The following is an 18962-nucleotide window of genomic DNA, read 5'->3' as shown; positions in this document are numbered from 1 at the left end:
GCCGTTACGACTCACGGGAGAGCAGGGCGGTTCCGGTTAACCAAAACTCGCTTTGACGAGCCCGATGGCCTTGCCGAAATCCATCTGCCCGGCATGGCGCGTCTTCAGCTCGGCCATGACCTTGCCCATGTCCTTGATGCTCTCGGCACCGACATCGGTCTTCACCTGCGCGATCGCGGCCTTCATCTCGCCCTCGTCCATCTGCTTGGGCAGGAAGTCCTCGATCACGTCGAGTTCGGCCTGTTCCTCGGCTGCTTTTTCGGCTCGGCCGCCGTCTTCGAACATCTGGATCGATTCGCGGCGCTGCTTGGCCATCTTCATCAGCACTTCGGTGACGAGCACGTCGTCGTCGGGCTGTTCGCTGGCGGTGCGCAGCTCGATATCGCGGTCCTTTACCTTCGCCAGGATCATGCGGATCGCGCCGAGGCGCGCCTTGTCCTTGTTCTTCATCGCTTCGATCTGGGCGGCTTTGAGGTTCTCGCGGATCATGGGTCTCTCGTTCCTGTGGAAATATTGCGGCGGATCGCCGGATGGAGGCGATATAGGCGATGAAACGCGTTTTGACAGCTTGACCGGCGGGAGGCGCTTCCCTAGCGGTCACGACTTAGCGACATCGCCGGACAACTGCTTAACGGAGCGCCCCAAACATGGCCCTATCCGCCTTTCGCCACGCGCGCCCGCCAGCCGGGGCCACCGGCGTCCTCGTATTGGCGGATGGCACCCATATCTGGGGCAAGGGATTCGGCGCCACCGGCGAGGCGGTCGGCGAGGTGTGCTTCAACACCGCGATGACCGGCTATCAGGAGGTGATGACCGATCCCTCCTACGCCAAGCAGATCGTCACCTTCACCTTCCCGCATATCGGCAATGTCGGCGCGAACGAGGAGGATATCGAGAGCAAGGTCGAGGCCGCACTGGGCTGCGTTGTGCGCGAGGATATCACCGCGCCCAGCAATTTCCGCAGCGCCGAGGATTTCACCGCCTGGATGGCGCGCCACGGCAAGATCGGACTCGCCGGTGTCGATACCCGCGCGCTAACCCGGCGCATCCGCCAGTCGGGCGCGCCCAACGCGGTGATCGCGCATGCGCCCAACGGCAAGTTCGACCTGAAGGCGCTGGAAAAGCGCGCCGCCGAATGGCCCGGCCTCGAGGGCATGGACCTCGCCAAGCGCGTCAGCCGCGAGAAGCAGGAAAACTGGGAAGGCGGCGCCTGGACGCTGGGCAAGGGCTATGGCCGTGCTCCGCGCGATGCCAAGCCCCACGTCGTCGCGATCGATTACGGCTCGAAGGACAATATCTACCGCAACCTCGTACGCGCCGGGGCGAGGGTGACGGTGCTACCCGCAACCGCAACCGTCGAACAGGTTATGGCGGAGAAGCCCGACGGCGTGTTCCTTTCCAACGGCCCCGGCGATCCGGCGGCAACGGGCGAATATGCGGTGCCGGTTATCCGCGAATTGCTCGACAAGGACATGCCGATCTTCGGCATCTGTCTCGGCCACCAGATGCTCGCCATCGCGGCGGGGGCGAAGACGACCAAGATGCACCAGGGCCACCGCGGCGCGAACCACCCGGTCAAGCGGCTCGATTCAGGCGTGGTCGAGATAACCAGCATGAACCACGGCTTCGCGGTCGATAACGACACGCTGCCCGACGACGTGCTGGAAACCCATATCTCGCTGTTCGACGGCTCGAACTGCGGCATCGCCATCAAGGGCAAGCGCGCCTTCGGCGTCCAGTACCACCCCGAAGCCAGCCCCGGCCCGCAGGACAGTTTTTATCTCTTTGAGAAATTCGTTGGGATGCTCGGATAATGCCCAAACGCACTGACATTTCCTCCATCCTCGTCATCGGCGCGGGCCCCATCGTGATCGGGCAGGCGTGCGAGTTCGATTATTCGGGCACGCAGGCGATCAAGGCGTTGAAGGAGGAGGGCTATCGCGTCGTCCTCGTCAATTCGAACCCGGCGACGATCATGACCGATCCCGAGTTCGCCGATGCGACCTATATCGAGCCGATCACCCCCGAGGTCGTCGCCAAGATCATCGAGAAGGAACGCCCCGACGCGGTGCTGCCGACGATGGGCGGGCAGACCGCGCTCAACTGCGCGCTCTCGCTTAATAAGGACGGCACGCTCGAGAAATTCGGCGTCCAGATGATCGGTGCCGATGCGAAGGCGATCGACAAGGCCGAGGACCGCCAGCTGTTCCGCGAGGCGATGGACAAGATCGGTCTCGAAAGCGCCCGTTCGGGCATCGCCAATTCGGTCGACGAGGCATTCAAGGTGCTCGAACGCACCGGGCTTCCCGCCATCATCCGCCCGAGCTTCACGCTCGGCGGCACCGGCGGCGGCATCGCCTACAACAAGGCCGAGTTCGAGCGGATCGTGCGCTCGGGCCTCGACGCCAGCCCCACGACCGAGGTGCTGATCGAGGAATCGCTGCTCGGCTGGAAGGAATTCGAGATGGAGGTGGTCCGCGACCGGGCGGACAATTGCATCATCATCTGCTCGATCGAGAACGTCGATCCGATGGGCGTGCATACCGGGGACAGCATCACCGTCGCCCCCGCGCTGACGCTGACCGACAAGGAATACCAGATCATGCGCACCGCCTCGATCGAGGTGCTGCGCGAGATCGGCGTGGAGACCGGCGGTTCGAACGTCCAGTTCGCGGTCAATCCCAAGGATGGCCGCCTGATCGTGATCGAGATGAACCCGCGCGTTTCGCGCAGTTCGGCGCTCGCCTCGAAGGCGACCGGCTTTCCGATCGCGCGCGTCGCGGCGAAGCTTGCCGTCGGCTACACGCTCGACGAGTTGACCAACGAGATCACCGGCGCGACCCCTGCCAGCTTCGAGCCGACGATCGACTACGTGGTCACCAAGATCCCGCGCTTCGCGTTCGAGAAGTTCAAGGGCGCCGACAATTCGCTGTCGACCGCGATGAAGTCGGTCGGCGAGGTGATGGCGATCGGCCGCAACTTCCAGGAATCGATGCAGAAGGCGCTGCGCGGGCTCGAAACCGATCTCGACGGCTTCAACCGCTATCTGCCTTTGGAAGGCATGGCGAAGGACCGGATCGTCGCCGAGCTTTCGCAGCGCACGCCGGACAGGTTGCTCAAGGTCGCGCAGGCCTTCCGCGAGGGGCTGAGCGTCGAGGAAGTCCACGAGGTCACGCATTACGACCCGTGGTTCCTCCGCCAGATCGAAGCGATCGTCTATGAAGAGAGCATGATCGCGCATGAGGGCCTGCCGCGCAGCGCCGAAGAATTGCGGCGGATAAAGTCGATGGGCTTTTCGGACCGGCGGCTGGCGACGCTCGCGGTGCGCAGCGTCGGCGTGGCGGGAGGCATGGCCGAGACGCAGGCGCGTTCCTCTGGCCTGCTTCACGACGCGCTGCGCGCGATGGCCGGTGCGACTTCCGAAGAGGAAGTGCGCAAGCTGCGCGAGAAATTCGGTGTGCGCCCCGTGTTCAAGCGGATCGACAGCTGCGCCGCCGAGTTCGAGGCGATCACGCCCTACATGTACTCGACCTACGAGGCTCCGAGCTTCGGCGAGCCCGAGGACGAGGCCGCACCATCCGACCGGCGCAAGATCGTGATCCTCGGCGGCGGTCCGAACCGGATCGGGCAGGGGATCGAGTTCGACTATTGCTGCGTCCACGCCTGCTTCGCGCTCAGCGAGGCCGGGTTCGAGACGATCATGGTCAACTGCAACCCGGAAACCGTCTCGACCGATTACGATACCTCCGACCGGCTCTATTTCGAGCCGCTGACCGCCGAGGACGTGCTCGAGATCCTGCGCAAGGAGCAGGAGAATGGCGAGCTCGTCGGCGTGATCGTGCAGTTCGGCGGACAGACCCCGCTCAAGCTCGCGGGCGCGCTGGAAAAGGCGGGCATCCCGATCCTCGGCACCAGTCCCGACGCGATCGATCTTGCCGAGGATCGCGAACGCTTCGCCAAGCTCGTCAACAAGCTGAAATTGAAGCAGCCGATGAACGGCATCGCGCGCAACCGCGACGAGGCCGCCGCCTGGGCCTCGCGGATCGGCTACCCGGTGTTGCTGCGCCCCTCCTATGTGCTCGGCGGGCGCGCGATGGAAGTGGTCGACAGCGAAGCCCAGCTCGACGACTACATTCGCACCGCGGTCAGTGTCTCGGGCGACAGCCCGGTGCTGGTCGACCAGTATCTGCGCGATGCGGTCGAATGCGATGTCGATGCGCTGTGCGACGGCGAGCAGGTCGTGATCGCGGGCGTGATGCAGCACGTCGAGGAGGCCGGCGTGCATTCGGGCGACAGCGCGTGCACCCTGCCGCCGCACTCGCTCCCGGCCGAGATCATCGAGGAGATGGAACGCCAGGCCGAGGCCTTGGCGATGTCGCTCGGCGTGGTCGGCCTGATGAACGTGCAGTTTGCGGTCAAGGACGGCGAGGTCTACCTGATCGAGGTCAACCCGCGCGCAAGCCGCACCGTGCCCTTCGTCGCCAAGGCGATCGGACAGCCGATCGCAAAGTTCGCCGCGCGGGTGATGGCGGGTGAGAAGCTCGCTGACCTGCCGAAGATCCGGCGCAAGATGGATTACATCGCGGTCAAGGAAGCGGTGTTCCCCTTCGCGCGCTTCCCCGGGACCGACCCGGTGCTTTCGCCCGAGATGAAATCGACCGGCGAGGTGATGGGGCTCGACCGCGATTTCGCGATGGCCTTCGCCAAGTCGCAGATGGGCGCAGGCGTGAAGCTGCCGAAGGACGGCAAGGTGTTCGTCTCGGTCAAGGACACCGACAAGCCGATCATCCTGCCGGGAGTGAAGAAATTGCTCGCCTTGGGCTTCGAGGTGGTCGCCACCGGCGGCACGCACGATTTTCTCACCGAAGCGGGCCTTTCGGTCGAACGCGTGAACAAGGTCGCGCAAGGGCGGCCGCACATCGTCGATGCGATCGTCGACCGTGAGATCGCCCTCATCCTCAATACCACCGAGGGCTGGCAATCGCTCAAGGACTCGCAATCGATCCGCCAGGCGGGGCTCGAACTGAAGTTGCCTTACTACACCACCGCCTCGGCCGGGCTGGCCGCGGTGGAGGCGATCGAGGCGCTTGGTTCGCGGGAGCTTGAAGTGCGCGCGCTGCAACACTATTATAGCCCGGACGAATAAAGAGCGAACTTCCCGAAAACTGCAACAATCGGCCGTCTTAGTGCTTCGGTACCGGGCGGAGAGCAGGCTTTTGACGGAATTCGCCCGGAAGGACGGAAGACCATGGATAAAGTCCCGATGCTGGCGGAAGGCTACGAAAAGCTGACCGCGGACCTCAAGGCGCTGCGTGCCGAACGCCCCAAGATCGTCGAGGCGATCGAGGAAGCCCGCGCGCACGGCGACCTGTCGGAAAATGCCGAATACCACGCCGCCAAGGAACGCCAGGGCCAGGTCGAGGCGCAGATCGGCGAGCTCGAGGACCAGATCAGCCGTGCGCAGATCATCGATCCGACCACCTTGTCGGGCGACAAGATCGTGTTCGGCGCGACCGTCACGCTGCTCGACGATGAGGACAAGCCGGTCAAATACCAGATCGTCGGCCCGGCCGAGGCAGACGCCAAGAAGGGCCGGATCACCTATTCGAGCCCGCTTGCGCGCGCCCTGATCGGCAAGACCAAGGGCGACGAGATCGAGGTCACCGTGCCCTCGGGCGACAAGTTCTATCTCGTCGACGAGGTCGCTTTCGTTTGAAGTGAAGTGTATTACAGGAAATGGGAAGGGCGCCTCGAATGGGGCGCTCTTTTTCGTATCAGCCGAGCCAGACCTGCGATCCCGCTCCGCCGACCCATAATACGAGCAACCAAATCGATTCCCAGCCGATCCCGGCCGGGCCCTGCTTCTCGCGCCGCAGCAGGCCGAGCAGGAGGACCGTCGTCATCAAGGCGACCAATGCCATCCAGAAAACCGTTCGTTCGCTTACCGCGTGATAGATACTGCCGTCGCGATAGGCGAAATCGCTTGCCGAGATGAAAAGCGCGTCGAACATGTTGCCGCCGATGATCCCGCCGATCGCCAGCTGGAGCGCGCCGCGGCGCACGGCCGCGATCGTCGTCACCAGTTCGGGCAGCGAAGTGATCACGGCGGTGAGCAGGGCGCCGACGACGCCTTGCGAGATATTATACCTTGAAGACATCTCGATCCCGACTTCGCCGAGAACCCAGCCGCAAGATCCGACGATGACGAGGAGGCCGAAGAAGCTCGCGGCGAGATTTATGGTTTCCCGCGGATCGTGCTCGGTGTCATCCGCCTCATTGCGGAGGTCGGGCGTCTGCCGCGGGAGCCACATCGGTCGCTCGTGGATGCCGTGCGCGCTGCTCAGCCCGATCAGGTAGACCGCGATCATCAGTGGGCTGAGCGGATTGAAGCCCCACACCACGATCGGCGGCAGGGTAAACGCTAATATCGGCAGGATCGAAAGAACAATAAGGACCGTCGCCTGCCCGAGATTGACCGGGCTGGCGCCGGCATGTTCGAGATTGACCCGGCGATAGAAGAGGTCGGCGAGGGCCAGGAACATGGTCTGCGCGGCGATCCCGCCGAGCGCGTTCGAAACCGATAAATCGGGCGCGCCCTGCGCTGCGGTCGAGACCGAAGTGACAATGCCGGAGATGCTGGTGCCCGCGCCAAGCAAGACGGCCCCGATCAGCGCTTCTCCCAATCCGGTTCGATCGGCGATAATATCGGCGATCTTCGCCATCTTGCTGCCGAACCAAGCAATGATCAACGCGGCTGCGGCAAGGATCAGGATTAGGGTCGTATCGCCCAACAGGGCCGGTTCGAGCATAGCAGCCCTTTTGTTGCGCTATGCCGTCAATGGATGGTTGAGCGGCGTGTTCCGATTATCGCCGCGCGGCGCTCGTCCCGCCAGATCCGCGCGCGTCGGGGAAGCGCGGCCATTCGCCACTGGCGAGCGCCATGCGGCTGGCCGAGGACGCGCCGGCCTGGCGTTCGTACATCCAGTAGTTCTTGAGCACGATCGCGACGTAGGCGCGGGTTTCCCAATAGGGGATCGATTCCATCCACAGCAGCGGATCGCCTTGGTCGACGATCTCGGTGTTCCAGCGGGTGATCGGGGTCAGGCCGGCGTTATAGGCGGCCATGATCTTGAGCAGGTTGTCGCGTGTGGCGGAGGTGTCGCGCAGCATTTCGAGGTTGCGCTGGCCGAAGGCAAGGTTGATCCGCGGATCGGTCAGGTCGACGGCGCCGGCGTTCATGCCGAGTGAGGGGGCGTGCTGGCGCACCGTGATCGGGGTGATCTGCATCAGGCCCTTGGCGTCTGCCGGACTGACCACCGCGGTGCGGAAATTCGATTCCTGCAATGCGTGGGCGAAAGCGAGGGCAGGGTCGACCCGCCAGCCGCCGACAGGCTGCCACCGTACAACCGGATAGCGCGCCGCGGGTTCGTAACCGCCGCCCGACGGCGCGTTGTGGGCCATCCAGATCTGGGTCTGCGGCAGGCCAAGTTCGCGGGCGAGGCGGGTGAGGGCGCGGTGCTGCTTTGGGTCGCCGATCTTGGCCTGGTGGCGCAGCACCTCGTCGGCCAGGCCTTCGCGATCGAGCTCGACCAGCTTCACCGCCAGCTGGACGTTCGGCAGCCTGGAAAGCTCGCGCCAGTCCTCGGCGGAGAAATCGGGGCCGTAATGCGGATCGGGCAGCTGGGTGCCGAGCGCAGCGGCGGCGATCATGCCGTAGAGCGTCTCGTCGCGATTGGCCGCATCGCGGAGCAGGCCCTGCGCCTGGTCGGGCTGGCGGCAGCGGATGTGGCTGCGCGCCTGCCAGTAGAGCGCGGCCGAACTCAATTCCTCGTTCTGCGACCAATAGGCGCTGCGCTGGAACGCGTCGGCGGCGGTGGCGCAATCACCCAGACGCCATGCGGCAAGACCGGCGACCCACCAGCCTTCAGCGACCCATGCGCCGCCGCCATCCTGTTCGATCGTGCGCGCAAGCGCGAGCGCTTCGGTGTCGCGGTTCTCGATATAATAGCTCCACGCAACGCGCTGGCGCCATTCGGCGCGCGCATCGGACCCCAGTTGCGGGTCGACCTCGTCAAGCAGTGCGTGCGCGCCGGCCGGATCGTCATTGGTGATCGCGTCGCGGATGCGCGCTTCGACGTCGGACGGCAAGGAACCGTCTGCGACCGAGCGCGGCTTGATCCGCTTCGGGCTGTAGCCGGTCGAAGAAAAGCGCCGGGTTCCCGGCAGGTCGGGTAATTGCGCGGCCCCGCGCCGGATCGCGAGCCGGCCAATCTGTGCGGCTTGGGGGAGATCGGTCCCGCGGGCGAGCCAGTCGTTCAGCCGGTCGAGCGGGATTTCAGGCGAATTGGCGTGGAGATAGTATTCGGCCATTGCGAGCTGGTGCATCGGGCCGCGATCGCCTTGGGCGAGCAGTTCCTCGACCCTTGGCCAGTCCTCGCGCCGGATCGCGGCGAACAGCTCGGTGTAATAGGCGCGGTCCTCGGCCGACAGCAGCGCCGGCACGCGGGGGCTCTCCGCCAGCGCCTGGTAGTAACTGACGGTGCTGGTATTGGCCGAAACCGCGGTGGGGATCGTCGCGATCGCCGCCGCCGCTGCCATGCCGATCGTGCCGAGCCGAAGATTGGGCATATACGCCTAGTGTCCTGTCCACTCCAACCAATCCCGCCAGAGCTTCGCCTTGGTGCGCGGTGCCTTGCGCATCGCAGCCAAGCCCATTCCGGCGAGGATTGGGACCTCTAGCCCATCTTGGTTAAGACCGCGTAAGCCGACATCGCGTTGCGCCGGATCGTGCTGCAAAATCGACCGGACGTTCTGTCCGAGGACCAGCAGGCGCTCGGGCCGCACCAGCGCGATATGGCGCCATGCCAAGGCTGCAAAACCGGCGGCGTGGCGCGCCTGCCAGTCGGGCGCCGGATCGTGACGCGGGAGGATCGCGGCGCGATAGACCTTTTCCTCGTCAAGCCCGGCTGCGCGCAAGAAGGCCGAGAGCAGCTTGCCGTCGGGGCCCGACAACAGCGTGTCGCGGTCCTCGCGCTCGGGCTGGCCGACCAGTACCATCAGCTCCGGCCTCGCCGCACCGATGGGCGCTATCCGGCCACCGGTCGCGCCGGCATCGAGCTCGGGAGCCCTGATCCACCATTCGCGGAAGGCGTGCAGCGTTGTCGGCCAGTCCTCGGGCGCGCCCAGCGTAGGCGCGGCGGGTTTCTCCGGCTCTGGCTTGCGTTTGGGCGGGACCGGCACCGGCGCGGGCTCGCCTTCTTCCGCCGCGTCGGGTGCGGGTTCGGCCAGGAAACCGCTCGCATCGTCCGAATAGGCGTAGTCCACCCCGGCTTCGCGCCACCAGCCGATAACGGCTTCCATCGCCTTTTCGGCGCTATTTTCGCGTGGTTCGGCCATAGGGTTCCCGTGCGACACCCTTGACCCCGCGGGGGCTCGCGGGTCAAGGCATGCCCCACACCTTATCACGTGCAAGAGGCGAAGCATGAGCGAACGCGAATCGATGGAATACGACGTCGTCATCGTCGGCGGCGGCCCCGCCGGGTTGGCGGCGGCGATTCGGCTGAAGCAGGTCGATGCGGACCTTTCGGTCTGTATCCTCGAGAAGGGCTCGGAGATCGGCGCGCATATCCTCTCGGGCGCGACGATCGATCCCAAGGCGCTCGACGAGCTGTTGCCCGACTGGCGGGACGACGGCTGTCCACTGGCGGAGGTGCCGGTCACCGACAACCAGCACTGGATCCTGACCAAGGGCGGCAAGACCGAGCTGCCGCACCTCTTGATGCCGCCGCTGTTCTCCAATGACGGCAATTACACCGGATCGCTCGGAAACCTGTGCCGCTGGTTGGCCGAAAAGGCCGAGGCGCTCGAGGTCGAGATCTTTCCCGGCTTCCCCGCCGCCGAGGTCGTGTTCGATGAAAACGGCAACGTGAAGGGCGTCGCCACGCGCGACATGGGCATCGCCAAGGATGGCAGCCACAAGCCCGACTATCAGCAGGGCATGGAACTGCACGGCAAGTACACCTTCTTCGCCGAGGGCGTGCGCGGGCACCTGTCCAAGCACCTGATCGAAAAATTCGACCTGCGGGCCGACGCGCAGCCGCAGACCTACGGCCTCGGCATCAAGGAATTGTGGGACATCGAGCCGGGCAAGCACGTGCCGGGCCGCGTGATCCACACGCAGGGCTGGCCATTGTCCGAAAACGAGGCGTGGGGCGGGGGCTTCCTCTACCACCAGGCCAACGGGCAGGTCGCCTTGGGCTTCGTCACTGCTCTCGATTATGCGAATCCCTATCTCTACCCGTTCGAGGAATTCCAGCGCTGGAAACAGCATCCGGCTATCCGCGAGGTGCTCGAGGGCGGCAAGCGCGTGTCCTACGGCGCGCGCGCGATCAACGAGGGCGGCTGGCAGTCGGTGCCCAAGCTCGACATGCCAGGCGGCGCGCTGATCGGCTGTTCGGCCGGCTTCGTGAACGTGCCGCGGATCAAGGGCACCCACACCGCGATGAAGAGCGGGATGCTCGCCGCCGAAGCCGCCGCCGCCGCGATCAAGGCCGGGCGTGCGCAGGACAGCCTGTCCGAATACGATCAGGCGGTCCGCGACAGCTGGATCGCGACCGAGTTGAAGCTGGTGCAGAACGCCGAACCGCTCGTCGCAAAGTTCGGCGGCGCGCTGGGGACGGTGCTGGCGGGTGCGGACCTGTGGATGCGCACGCTCAAGATCGGCCTGCCCATCGCGATGAAGCATCATCCGGACAACGAGGCGCTGCAGCGCGCCGACCTCTTCAAGCCGATCGACTATCCCAAGCCCGACGGAGTGATCAGCTTCGATCGCCTGTCCTCGGTGTTCCTCTCGAACACCAATCACGAGGAAGACCAGCCGAGCCATCTCGTGCTCAAGGACCCGGACATCCCGGTGAACTACAATTTGCCGGTCTTTGCCGGGCCGTCGCAGCGCTACTGCCCGGCAGGGGTGTACGAATTCACCGGGGTCGAGGAAGGCAATCCAGAGTTCGTGATCAACGCGCAGAACTGCGTCCACTGCAAGACCTGCGACATCAAGGACCCGCTGCAGAACATCGAATGGACCGTGCCCGAAGGCGGCGGCGGTCCCAATTATCCGAACATGTGACGCGCCGGTGGCGCTGACCGAAACCGCCTATGCCAAGATCAACCTCGCGCTGCATGTCCGCAGGCGGCGCGAGGATGGCTATCATGAACTCGAGACGCTGTTCGCCTTCGTCGATGCGGGCGACGAGCTGACCGCGCGCGACGCGGTGGAGGATCGTCTCGAGGTCATGGGCGAATTCGCCGGGGCGCTCGACGATCCGTTCGACAACCTCGTGATGCGCGCGCTGGGCAAGCTGCCGCGCGCCGAGGGTATGGCGCTGACGCTCGAGAAGAACTTGCCCGTAGCGGCGGGGCTCGGTGGGGGGTCGGCCGATGCCGGAGCGGTATTCCGACTGGTCGAGCGAATGCATGGCTGGCCCGACGACTGGCAGGCGCGCGCCGCCACGCTCGGTGCCGACGTCCCGGTTTGCGTGAAGAGCGAGACGTCGATCGGTCGCGGCACCGGCGCCGATTTCGACCCCGGGCCGCAGGACCTGGAGGGCACGCCGGTACTGCTCGTAAACCCGCGCACACCGCTCGCCACCGGGCCGGTCTTCGCGGCCTGGGACGGCGAGGATCGAGGTGCGCTGCCCGGCGGCACGGCGCGCGAAATTACGCTTGCGGGGCGAAACGATCTCGAAGCCCCGGCGCTGTCGCTCTGCCCGCTGATAGATGATGTGCTCGGCGTGCTGCGCGACACGCCTGCATGGCTCGTGCGCATGTCGGGCTCGGGCGCGACCTGTTTCGCGCTGTTCGACCACGCGGCTACGCGCGACGCCGCTTCGGCGGCCATCGCTGCCTCGAATCCCGATTGGTGGCAGCTCGCGGGAAGCCTGCGATGAGCAAGATCGCGCGGATTGTCGGAGAGCCCAGGTTCGGCGGGATCATGGTTGTCTGCGATCATGGCGGACGCCGCGTGCCCGAAGGTCTTGATCTCGGGATCGAAGAGGCCGACATGAATCAGCACATCGCTTACGATATCGGGGTTGCCGAGATCGCCGAACTTATGGCGGAGAACCCCGGCACGGCAGCTTTCATCGCCGAATACAGCCGGTTGGTGGTGGACCTCAATCGACGCGCCGACGATCCCGCTGCGATTCCCGAAAGGAGCGACGGGCGCGCCATCGCGGGCAATGCCGAAATCGACCGCGCGGCGCGGCTGATGGAATATCACCACCCGTTCCATGGCGAACTCGAACGCCAGCTCGAAGCGACGCCGCCAGCGCTCACCGTGTTCCTGCACAGTTTCACGCCTCGGATGGCAACCGACGACAGCGAGCGGCCTTGGCAATGCGGGGTGCTCTACGACCATGACGATCGCGGGGCGATGATCGCGAAGCGCTTGCTGGAAGAGGAAGGCTTTCTCGTCGGCGACCAGCAGCCCTATTCGGGGGCGGTGTACAATGCCACGATCCTGCGCCATGCCGAGGAACCGGGCCGCCCCTACCTCTATCTCGAGGTACGACAGGACCTGATCGACCGTGCCGACGGCCAGGCCGAATGGGCCGAGCGCCTGCACCGCGTCTGCAACCGCATAGCGATGGAGTTGATGTGAAACGCCTGACCCTTCTTCTGTTGCTCCTCGTTGCCGCCTGTTCGCAGCCCAAAGAGGGGGCGGAGAGCGGCGAACCCGCGGCCGCTCCCACCGGCGAAACAATCGCCTGCGCGCTCGGCGGGAGCGAAAGCTTCGACAGCAAGTGCGTCGTCGAGCGCAAGGGTAACGATGTGGTCCTGCATCACCCCGACGGGGGCTTCCGCAGGTTCGTGCTCGACCCGGGTGGGGGCGGCCTGGTCGCTGCCGATGGCGCCGATAGTTCGAGCCAGCGGATCGAAGGCGACTGGCTGCTCCTGACCGTCGGCGGCGATCGCTACCGGATACCCTTCATTGCCGTGCCCGACGACGATGGCTGAGCCGATCGTCACCGGCGAAGAGATGCGCGACGCCGAGCGGGCGGCGATCGGGGGTGGTACCTCGGTCGACACGCTGATGCGGCGCGCGGGCGAGGGCGCGGCAGACTGGATCTGGCGCATGTCGGCAGGGCGCAGTGCGACCGTGCTGTGCGGCCCGGGGAACAATGGCGGCGATGGTTATGTCATCGCGCGCCGGTTGCGCGAGCTTGGCGCGAAGGTCTCGGTAGTCGCCCCGCTCGCGCCGAAGACCGATGCGGCCCGCTCGGCGCGCGCCGAATGGGGCGATCCGGTGTCCGAGGAGTGGAGCGAGGACGGCGGCGACGTGTTCGTCGACGCGCTGTTCGGGACCGGTCTTTCTCGCGGTTTGTCCGCAGAGCTTCAACAGCTTGTCCACAGGCTCGCCAACAGGCACGGGCTGTCGGTCGCGGTGGACCTGCCGAGCGGCGTGTCGAGCGACGATGGCGCATTGTTCGATGATATTCCCTCCTACGACCTCGCGCTGGCTCTCGGCGCGCTCAAGCCGGCGCATTTCCTCCTGCCGGCGGCGGCGCATATCGGCTCGCTGCGGACGGTCGATATCGGGCTCGGCGATATCCGCCATCGCGCCGAAACACTCGATCGACCGCAGATCGAGGCACCGCGGGCCGACGCGCACAAATATTCGCGCGGGTTGGCGCTGGTGGTCGGGGGTGCGATGCCCGGGGCTTCGCTGCTCGCCGCGCGGGCGGCTCAGGGTGCGGGTGCGGGCTTCGTGCAGTTGGCGAGCGACGAGACGGCAGCGGTGCCGCATGATATCGTGCAGGTCGACGGCGATCTCGAACACGCGTTATCGGACGAGCGGATCGACGCAGCCTTGGTCGGCCCCGGGCTGGGTCGCGACCAGGACGCCTCGCGGAGGCTGCAGCGCGCGCTGGCGGCCGGGATACCGCTGGTGATCGACGGGGACGCGTTGCGGCTGATCACCCCGTCCGCGACCCGCTTCGAGCGCGAATGGGACGACAATATCCTCACCCCCCATGAGGGCGAGTTGCAGGCGCTCGAGGAGCATGGCGGGATCGAAGCGCGCGGCAGCAGGCTCGACCGCGCGCGGCGGGTCGCCGACACATACGGCGCGATCGTGATCGCCAAGGGCCCCGACACCGTGATTGCCTCGCCCGACGGGCACTGCGTCTGCGCACCACGCGCGCCCAGCTGGCTGTCGGTCGCGGGTTCGGGCGACGTCCTCGCCGGGATCGCGCTGGCGCGGCGCGCGGTGTCCGAGGACCCCGACGCGTTCGACGCCGCGTGCGATGCGGTGTGGCTGCATGCCGAAGCCGCGCGATTGGCGGGCCCGTCGTTTGCCGCCGGCGAGCTGGCCGACCGCGTCTCGGCGGCGCTCGGATCGGCGCTGGCGGTTGCCCGATGAGCGAGGCGATCGTCCGCATCGCCGCGCGGGGCGAAGGCGTCACTGCCGAGGGCCGTCATGTCCGCGGAGCCGTCACCGGCGATCACGTGTCCGGCGACGGCGCGATCGTGCCTGGACCGCACCATGTTGCGCCTCCATGTCGCCACTTTCCCCAATGTGGCGGATGCCAGTTGCAGCAGGCCGACAGTGCCGCGCTCGAACAGTTCGTGCGCGAACGCGCGGCGATGGCGGCCGGGGGGCAGGGGATCGCGGTCGGCGAAGTGTGTTCCGCCGAGCTCTCACCGCCGCGCACAAGGCGCCGCGCGACGCTGCACGCGATGCGTGCGGGCGGCGGTATCCTGATCGGCTTCCGCGAGGAGAAGTCGCATCGCCTGATCGATCTCGCCGAGTGCCACGTGCTCGACCCGGCACTGTTCGCGATGGTCGAGCCGTTGCGCGGCCTGCTGGCAGGCTTCCCGGGCAAGCTCGCGGTCGACATCACGCTGACGCTGGCGGACCAGGGCGTCGACTGCCTGATCAAGGGATTGCGCGTCGAGGGTCTCAAGCAGGAGGAGGCGCTGCTCGATTTCGCCGGCGAGCACGGTGTCGCGCGGCTCGCAATCGATGACGGGCTGGGGCCCGAGAACCGCTGGGAGCCCGAGCCGGTCACGATCACGCTCGGCGGGGTACCTGTCGCGCTGCCGCACGGCGCGTTCCTGCAGGCGACGCCGCAGGGCGAGGCGGCGCTGGTCGGCACGGTGGTCGAGTGGGCGCAGGGCAGCAAGGTGATCGCCGACCTGTTCGCGGGCCTCGGTACCTTTACCTTCCCGCTCGCTGCTTCGGCCAAGGTCCTCGCGGTCGAGGCGGCGCGCGATGCGCATCTGGCCTGCAAGGCGTCGGCAAGCGTGTCGAAGCGCGCGGTCCACGCGCTGCACCGCGATCTCTATCGCAACCCGCTGCGACCCGAAGAGATGGCCGGCTGCGACATGGTGGTGCTCGATCCGCCGCGCGCGGGGGCGCGGGCACAGGTCGAGCAGCTCGCCCAGGTGCCGCCGACAGCGAAGCTCGCGCGGATCGCCTATGTCAGCTGCAACCCGGCAAGCTGGTCGCGCGACTGCAAGGCGCTGGTCGAGGCGGGTTGGCGCTGCGCCGAGCTACGCCCGGTGGGGCAGTTCCTGTGGTCGACCCATATCGAGCTCGCGAGCCTGTTCGTCCGCGACTAGCGCGGGCTTCACAAGTGGATGTCGAACACCGCGATCGCCGCGTGGAAGGTGAGCGCGATCAGCACCAGCGTCGACAGCGTGAACAGGCCGAAGCGTACCGCCACCTTGTTCACCGTCGCCTGCACCAGCGAGTGCAGCACGCGCAGCACCACGTAGGCCCAGCCGAGCCACAGGTTGAACCCGTCGCCCTGGCCGACGATCGCGATCACGATGGCGACCGCGTAGAACACGGTCGGCGCCTCGTGCAAATGGTTGTAGTTCTGCGCCTTCCACTGGACTTGCGGCGACAGGCGCTGGTCGAGGACGCCGACATTGCGCGCATCGTCGGGCTTGATCCCCGCCTTGCTCATCGCTGGCAGGCGGGTGGCGTACATCCATAGCCACATCAGCAGCGTCCAGCCGGCCAGCGCGACGACCGGCTGGAGGATCCCCATGCCCGTCACTGGATCAGGTCCGTGCCGGCGAACACCGTCATCGACAGCGCCCGCAGCGCGAGCACGGCGAGCGCCAGCGTCGAGAGCAGGAACATCAGGAAGCGCACCGGGATGCGGTTGACGGTCGCTTGCCAGATCGAATGCAGGATGCGGATCGCGACATAGGCCCAGGCGAGCGCCACATCGAGGCCGTTGGCGCCCATCATCGCGAGGATGATGACGGTCGGGTAGAAGATCGTCGGCTGTTCCATCAGGTGCGCGTAATTGTGCGATTTCCACTGCACCTCGCGCGGCAGCACCGCCTCGAGATCCTGTCCGCGCCCACCCGGAGGGCCATTCTTCAAATCGACGTTGCTCTTTGCCATCGCCGGAAAGCGGGTGCCCGCCATCCAGACCAGCATGATGATCGACCAGAAGACGAGCACCGCGGCCGGTGCGAGCATTTGCGCCTGCATTTGAAATCCCTTCCCTGTTTTGCCCGGCAGACTAGGTCTGCGGTGGCGAAAAGCAACCTAGTCCGTCGACCCCAGTACAGCGGCGAAGCTCGCCGCATCCGTGTTGCCGCCGGTGAGCAGGACGACCGCGTCCCCGTCGACCGCGATCTTGCCCGCGAGCACCGCCGCGAGCGCGGCCGCGCCGCCCGGTTCGAGCACCAGCCGGAGGTGCGCGAAGGCGAAGCGCTGGGCTGTCCGGATCTCGGCCTCGGTGGCGCGCGCCCATTCGCTTGCGCGCTCACGCAGGATGTCGAAGTTGATGGGGCGCGTGGCGAAGGTCTGGAGCGCGTCGCAGGCGGTCGGCGGCGGGTCGTCGATCGACTGGATTTCACCCGTCTCGAGGCTGCGGCAGACATCGTCCCAGCCCTCTGGTTCGACCAGCGCGATCGCGCTGTCGGGGCAGGCGAGGGCGAGACCGGCGGACAGGCCGCCACCGCCGCAACAGGCGACCAGCTTCGACGGTTGGCGGCCGAGCTGGCGGGTGATCTCGATGCCGGCGCTGCCCTGGCCCTCGATCACCCAGGGATCGGCATAGGCGTGGACGTGAGTCGCGCCGCGCTCGCCGGCGATGCCTTGCGCGATCGCCTCGCGGTCCTCGGTCATGCGGTCGTAGGTGACGACCTCCGCGCCCAGCGCCCGGGTGCGGTCGAGTTTCACCTGCGGCGCATCCTCCGGCATCACGATCGTCGCCGCGATACCGAGTTCGCGGGCGGCCCAGGCGACGCCCTGCGCGTGGTTGCCGCTCGACACGCCGACGACGCCCGCCGCACGCTCTTCTGCCGACAGGTCGGTCAGCCGGTGCCAGCCGCCGCGGATCTTGAACGCGCCGATCGGCTGCAGGCACTCTGCCTTGACGTGGAAGCGCAGATCGTCGTGCTCGACCGGGAGCAACGGCGTGGGTGGCAGCCTGGCGGCGATCTTGTCGGCCGCGGCCTGCACGCCCGCGCGGGTGGGTTGGCGCTGCCCGCTCATCGGCTCGTCGCTCCTGCGCCACGGATGGACCGCGTGTTACACTGTCCAGGCAAGAAAATTTCCCGGATCGAAAGCGCGCCAGCGTTCGGAATTCGCGATGAAAGGGCAAGTGTTTCCATCCGCACCTTTTGCCCGTTCGCGGCGCGGTAGGAAAGCGTCGGATCATGTTGCGGTGTCGGCGCATTCCCTTATGTGGGCGCCACATACGAAATCTACGGAGCGAACATGAGCAAGGTATTGGTGATCGGCGCGGGCGGCGTGAGCTCGGTCTGCGTGCACAAGATGGCGATGAATGCGGACATTTTCGGCGAGATCCACCTTGCCAGCCGCACCAAGAGCAAGTGCGATGCGATCGCCGAGAGCGTGAAGGAACGCACCGGGCAGGAGGTTGCGACCTACGAGATCGACGCCGAGGAAGTGCCCGCGATGGTCAATTTGATCCGCAAGATCGAGCCTTCGCTCGTGGTCAATCTCGCGCTGCCGTACCAGGACCTGCCGATCATGGACGCCTGCCTCGAAACCGGCGTGGATTACCTCGACACCGCCAATTACGAGCCCAAGGACGAGGCCAAGTTCGAATATCACTGGCAGTGGGCATATCACGACCGCTTCAAGGAGGCGGGCATCATGGCGCTGCTCGGCTCGGGCTTCGATCCGGGCGTCACCAGCGTGTTCGCGATGTGGCTGAAGAAGCACAAGCTCAAGACCATCCGCCAGCTCGACATCCTCGATTGCAACGGCGGTGATCACGGCCAGGCTTTCGCCACCAATTTCAATCCGGAAATCAATATCCGCGAAGTCACCGCGCCCGCGCGCCACTGGGAAAACGGCGAGTTCGTCGAGACCCCTGCGATGGGCAAGCGGATGGTGTTCGACTTCGAAGGCGTGGGCGCCCGCGCGGCCTACATGATGTATCACGAGGAGCTCGAAAGCCTGTCGAAGTTCATCCCCGAACTCGAGCGCGGCCGCTTCTGGATGACCTTCGGCGACGAGTACATCAAGCACCTCACCGTGCTGCAGAATGTCGGCATGACGAGCATCGACCCGATCAAGTACAAGGGCCAGGAAATCATCCCGCTGCAATTCCTCGCCGCGGTCCTGCCCAAGCCCGAAAGCCTCGGCGAGACGACCAAGGGCAACACCAATATCGGGGTGATCGCGACCGGCGAGGCGCTCGACGGATCGGGCGAGAAGACCTTCTACATCAACAATATCTGCAGCCACGAAAAGGCGTATGAGGAAACCGGCAACCAGGCGGTCTCCTACACCACCGGCGTCCCCGCGATGGTCGGCAGCGCGATGATGCTGACCGGCAAGTGGAAGGGCGACGGCGTGTTCAACATGGAGCAAATGGATCCCGACCCGTTCCTCGAGATGCTCGGTGAACAGGGCCTGCCCTATCAGGTGAAGGAACTCGACCGCCCGGTCGATTTCTGAT

17 protein-coding genes are annotated in these 18962 nt (G+C 66.0%); 10 read left to right on the top strand and 7 right to left on the bottom strand.

Annotation, left to right across the window (positions count from 1 at the left end; genetic code table 11):
- Positions 1–36 precede the first annotated feature (36 nt).
- The gene (locus tag T8S45_RS05150) at positions 37–489 is read right to left on the bottom strand and encodes a GatB/YqeY domain-containing protein (protein ID WP_322294921.1); all 453 of its coding nucleotides are present in this window, start codon (positions 487–489) and stop codon (positions 37–39) included.
- Positions 490–647: 158 nt separating this feature from the next.
- Here T8S45_RS05150 and carA point away from each other — a divergent pair, with 158 nt between their 5' ends.
- From carA to greA, 3 genes are all read left to right on the top strand, one after another.
- Positions 648–1814 (top strand): glutamine-hydrolyzing carbamoyl-phosphate synthase small subunit, encoded by a 1167-nt coding sequence (gene carA / locus T8S45_RS05145; protein WP_188641940.1) that lies wholly within the window; start codon positions 648–650, stop codon positions 1812–1814.
- Entirely contained in the window at positions 1814–5146 is a 3333-nt protein-coding gene (carB, locus tag T8S45_RS05140) for a carbamoyl-phosphate synthase large subunit (protein ID WP_322294920.1), read from the top strand. The genes carA and carB overlap by 1 nt, the downstream gene beginning before the upstream one ends.
- Before the next feature lie 102 nt (positions 5147–5248).
- A complete protein-coding gene (greA, locus tag T8S45_RS05135) occupies positions 5249–5716 on the top strand; it encodes a transcription elongation factor GreA (RefSeq protein WP_188641938.1) in 468 nt (155 codons plus the stop codon).
- A gap of 58 nt (positions 5717–5774) precedes the next feature.
- On the opposite strand, the gene T8S45_RS05130 is transcribed toward greA, so the two are convergent.
- Genes T8S45_RS05130 through T8S45_RS05120 form a run of 3 tightly spaced genes read right to left on the bottom strand, consistent with a single transcriptional unit; the run spans position 5775 to position 9396 of the window.
- A complete protein-coding gene (locus tag T8S45_RS05130; protein WP_322294919.1) occupies positions 5775–6809 on the bottom strand; it encodes a sodium:calcium antiporter in 1035 nt (344 codons plus the stop codon).
- A gap of 55 nt (positions 6810–6864) precedes the next feature.
- Positions 6865–8628 (bottom strand): transglycosylase SLT domain-containing protein, encoded by a 1764-nt coding sequence (locus T8S45_RS05125; RefSeq protein WP_322294918.1) that lies wholly within the window; start codon positions 8626–8628, stop codon positions 6865–6867.
- Between the two features lie 6 nt (positions 8629–8634).
- The gene (locus T8S45_RS05120) at positions 8635–9396 is read right to left on the bottom strand and encodes a uracil-DNA glycosylase family protein (protein WP_322294917.1); all 762 of its coding nucleotides are present in this window, start codon (positions 9394–9396) and stop codon (positions 8635–8637) included.
- Positions 9397–9481: 85 nt separating this feature from the next.
- Here T8S45_RS05120 and T8S45_RS05115 point away from each other — a divergent pair, with 85 nt between their 5' ends.
- The 6 genes from T8S45_RS05115 to T8S45_RS05090 are packed head-to-tail and all read left to right on the top strand — an operon-like array spanning position 9482 to position 15624.
- On the top strand, positions 9482–11128 hold the full coding sequence (locus T8S45_RS05115; RefSeq protein ID WP_322294916.1) for an electron transfer flavoprotein-ubiquinone oxidoreductase: 1647 nt from the start codon (positions 9482–9484) through the stop codon (positions 11126–11128).
- Positions 11129–11135: 7 nt separating this feature from the next.
- Complete coding sequence (locus T8S45_RS05110; protein ID WP_322294915.1) at positions 11136–11948, top strand: 4-(cytidine 5'-diphospho)-2-C-methyl-D-erythritol kinase; 813 nt, start codon at positions 11136–11138, stop codon at positions 11946–11948.
- Positions 11945–12661 (top strand): N-formylglutamate amidohydrolase, encoded by a 717-nt coding sequence (locus T8S45_RS05105; protein WP_322294914.1) that lies wholly within the window; start codon positions 11945–11947, stop codon positions 12659–12661. The genes T8S45_RS05110 and T8S45_RS05105 overlap by 4 nt, the downstream gene beginning before the upstream one ends.
- On the top strand, positions 12658–13017 hold the full coding sequence (locus tag T8S45_RS05100; RefSeq protein ID WP_322294913.1) for a hypothetical protein: 360 nt from the start codon (positions 12658–12660) through the stop codon (positions 13015–13017). The genes T8S45_RS05105 and T8S45_RS05100 overlap by 4 nt, the downstream gene beginning before the upstream one ends.
- Entirely contained in the window at positions 13010–14422 is a 1413-nt protein-coding gene (locus T8S45_RS05095) for an NAD(P)H-hydrate dehydratase (protein ID WP_322294912.1), read from the top strand. The genes T8S45_RS05100 and T8S45_RS05095 overlap by 8 nt, the downstream gene beginning before the upstream one ends.
- Complete coding sequence (locus T8S45_RS05090) at positions 14419–15624, top strand: class I SAM-dependent RNA methyltransferase (RefSeq protein WP_322294911.1); 1206 nt, start codon at positions 14419–14421, stop codon at positions 15622–15624. Before T8S45_RS05095 ends, T8S45_RS05090 begins: the two co-directional genes overlap by 4 nt.
- 8 nt (positions 15625–15632) lie before the next feature.
- Here T8S45_RS05090 and T8S45_RS05085 read toward each other — a convergent pair whose 3' ends face one another.
- The 3 genes from T8S45_RS05085 to T8S45_RS05075 are packed head-to-tail and all read right to left on the bottom strand — an operon-like array spanning position 15633 to position 17524.
- On the bottom strand, positions 15633–16058 hold the full coding sequence (locus T8S45_RS05085; RefSeq protein ID WP_322294910.1) for an MAPEG family protein: 426 nt from the start codon (positions 16056–16058) through the stop codon (positions 15633–15635).
- A 5-nt stretch (positions 16059–16063) separates the two neighbouring features.
- Positions 16064–16513 carry an MAPEG family protein gene (locus T8S45_RS05080; protein WP_322294909.1) on the bottom strand — a complete coding sequence of 150 codons (450 nt, stop codon included), beginning with the start codon at positions 16511–16513 and terminating at the stop codon, positions 16064–16066.
- 57 nt (positions 16514–16570) lie between these two features.
- Positions 16571–17524, bottom strand: coding sequence for a threonine ammonia-lyase (locus tag T8S45_RS05075; RefSeq protein WP_322294908.1), 954 nt, complete (start codon positions 17522–17524; stop codon positions 16571–16573).
- A 225-nt stretch (positions 17525–17749) separates the two neighbouring features.
- Here T8S45_RS05075 and T8S45_RS05070 point away from each other — a divergent pair, with 225 nt between their 5' ends.
- Positions 17750–18961: a saccharopine dehydrogenase family protein gene (locus T8S45_RS05070; protein ID WP_322294907.1), complete on the top strand. Its 1212-nt coding sequence runs from the start codon at positions 17750–17752 to the stop codon at positions 18959–18961.
- Position 18962 lies beyond the last annotated feature (1 nt).

This window comes from Pseudoblastomonas marina (genome assembly GCF_034374265.1).
Lineage (GTDB): Bacteria > Pseudomonadota > Alphaproteobacteria > Sphingomonadales > Sphingomonadaceae > Alteriqipengyuania_A > Alteriqipengyuania_A marina.
Note: the sequence above shows the minus strand (reverse complement) of the source record. Positions and strands in the feature narration are given on the sequence as shown.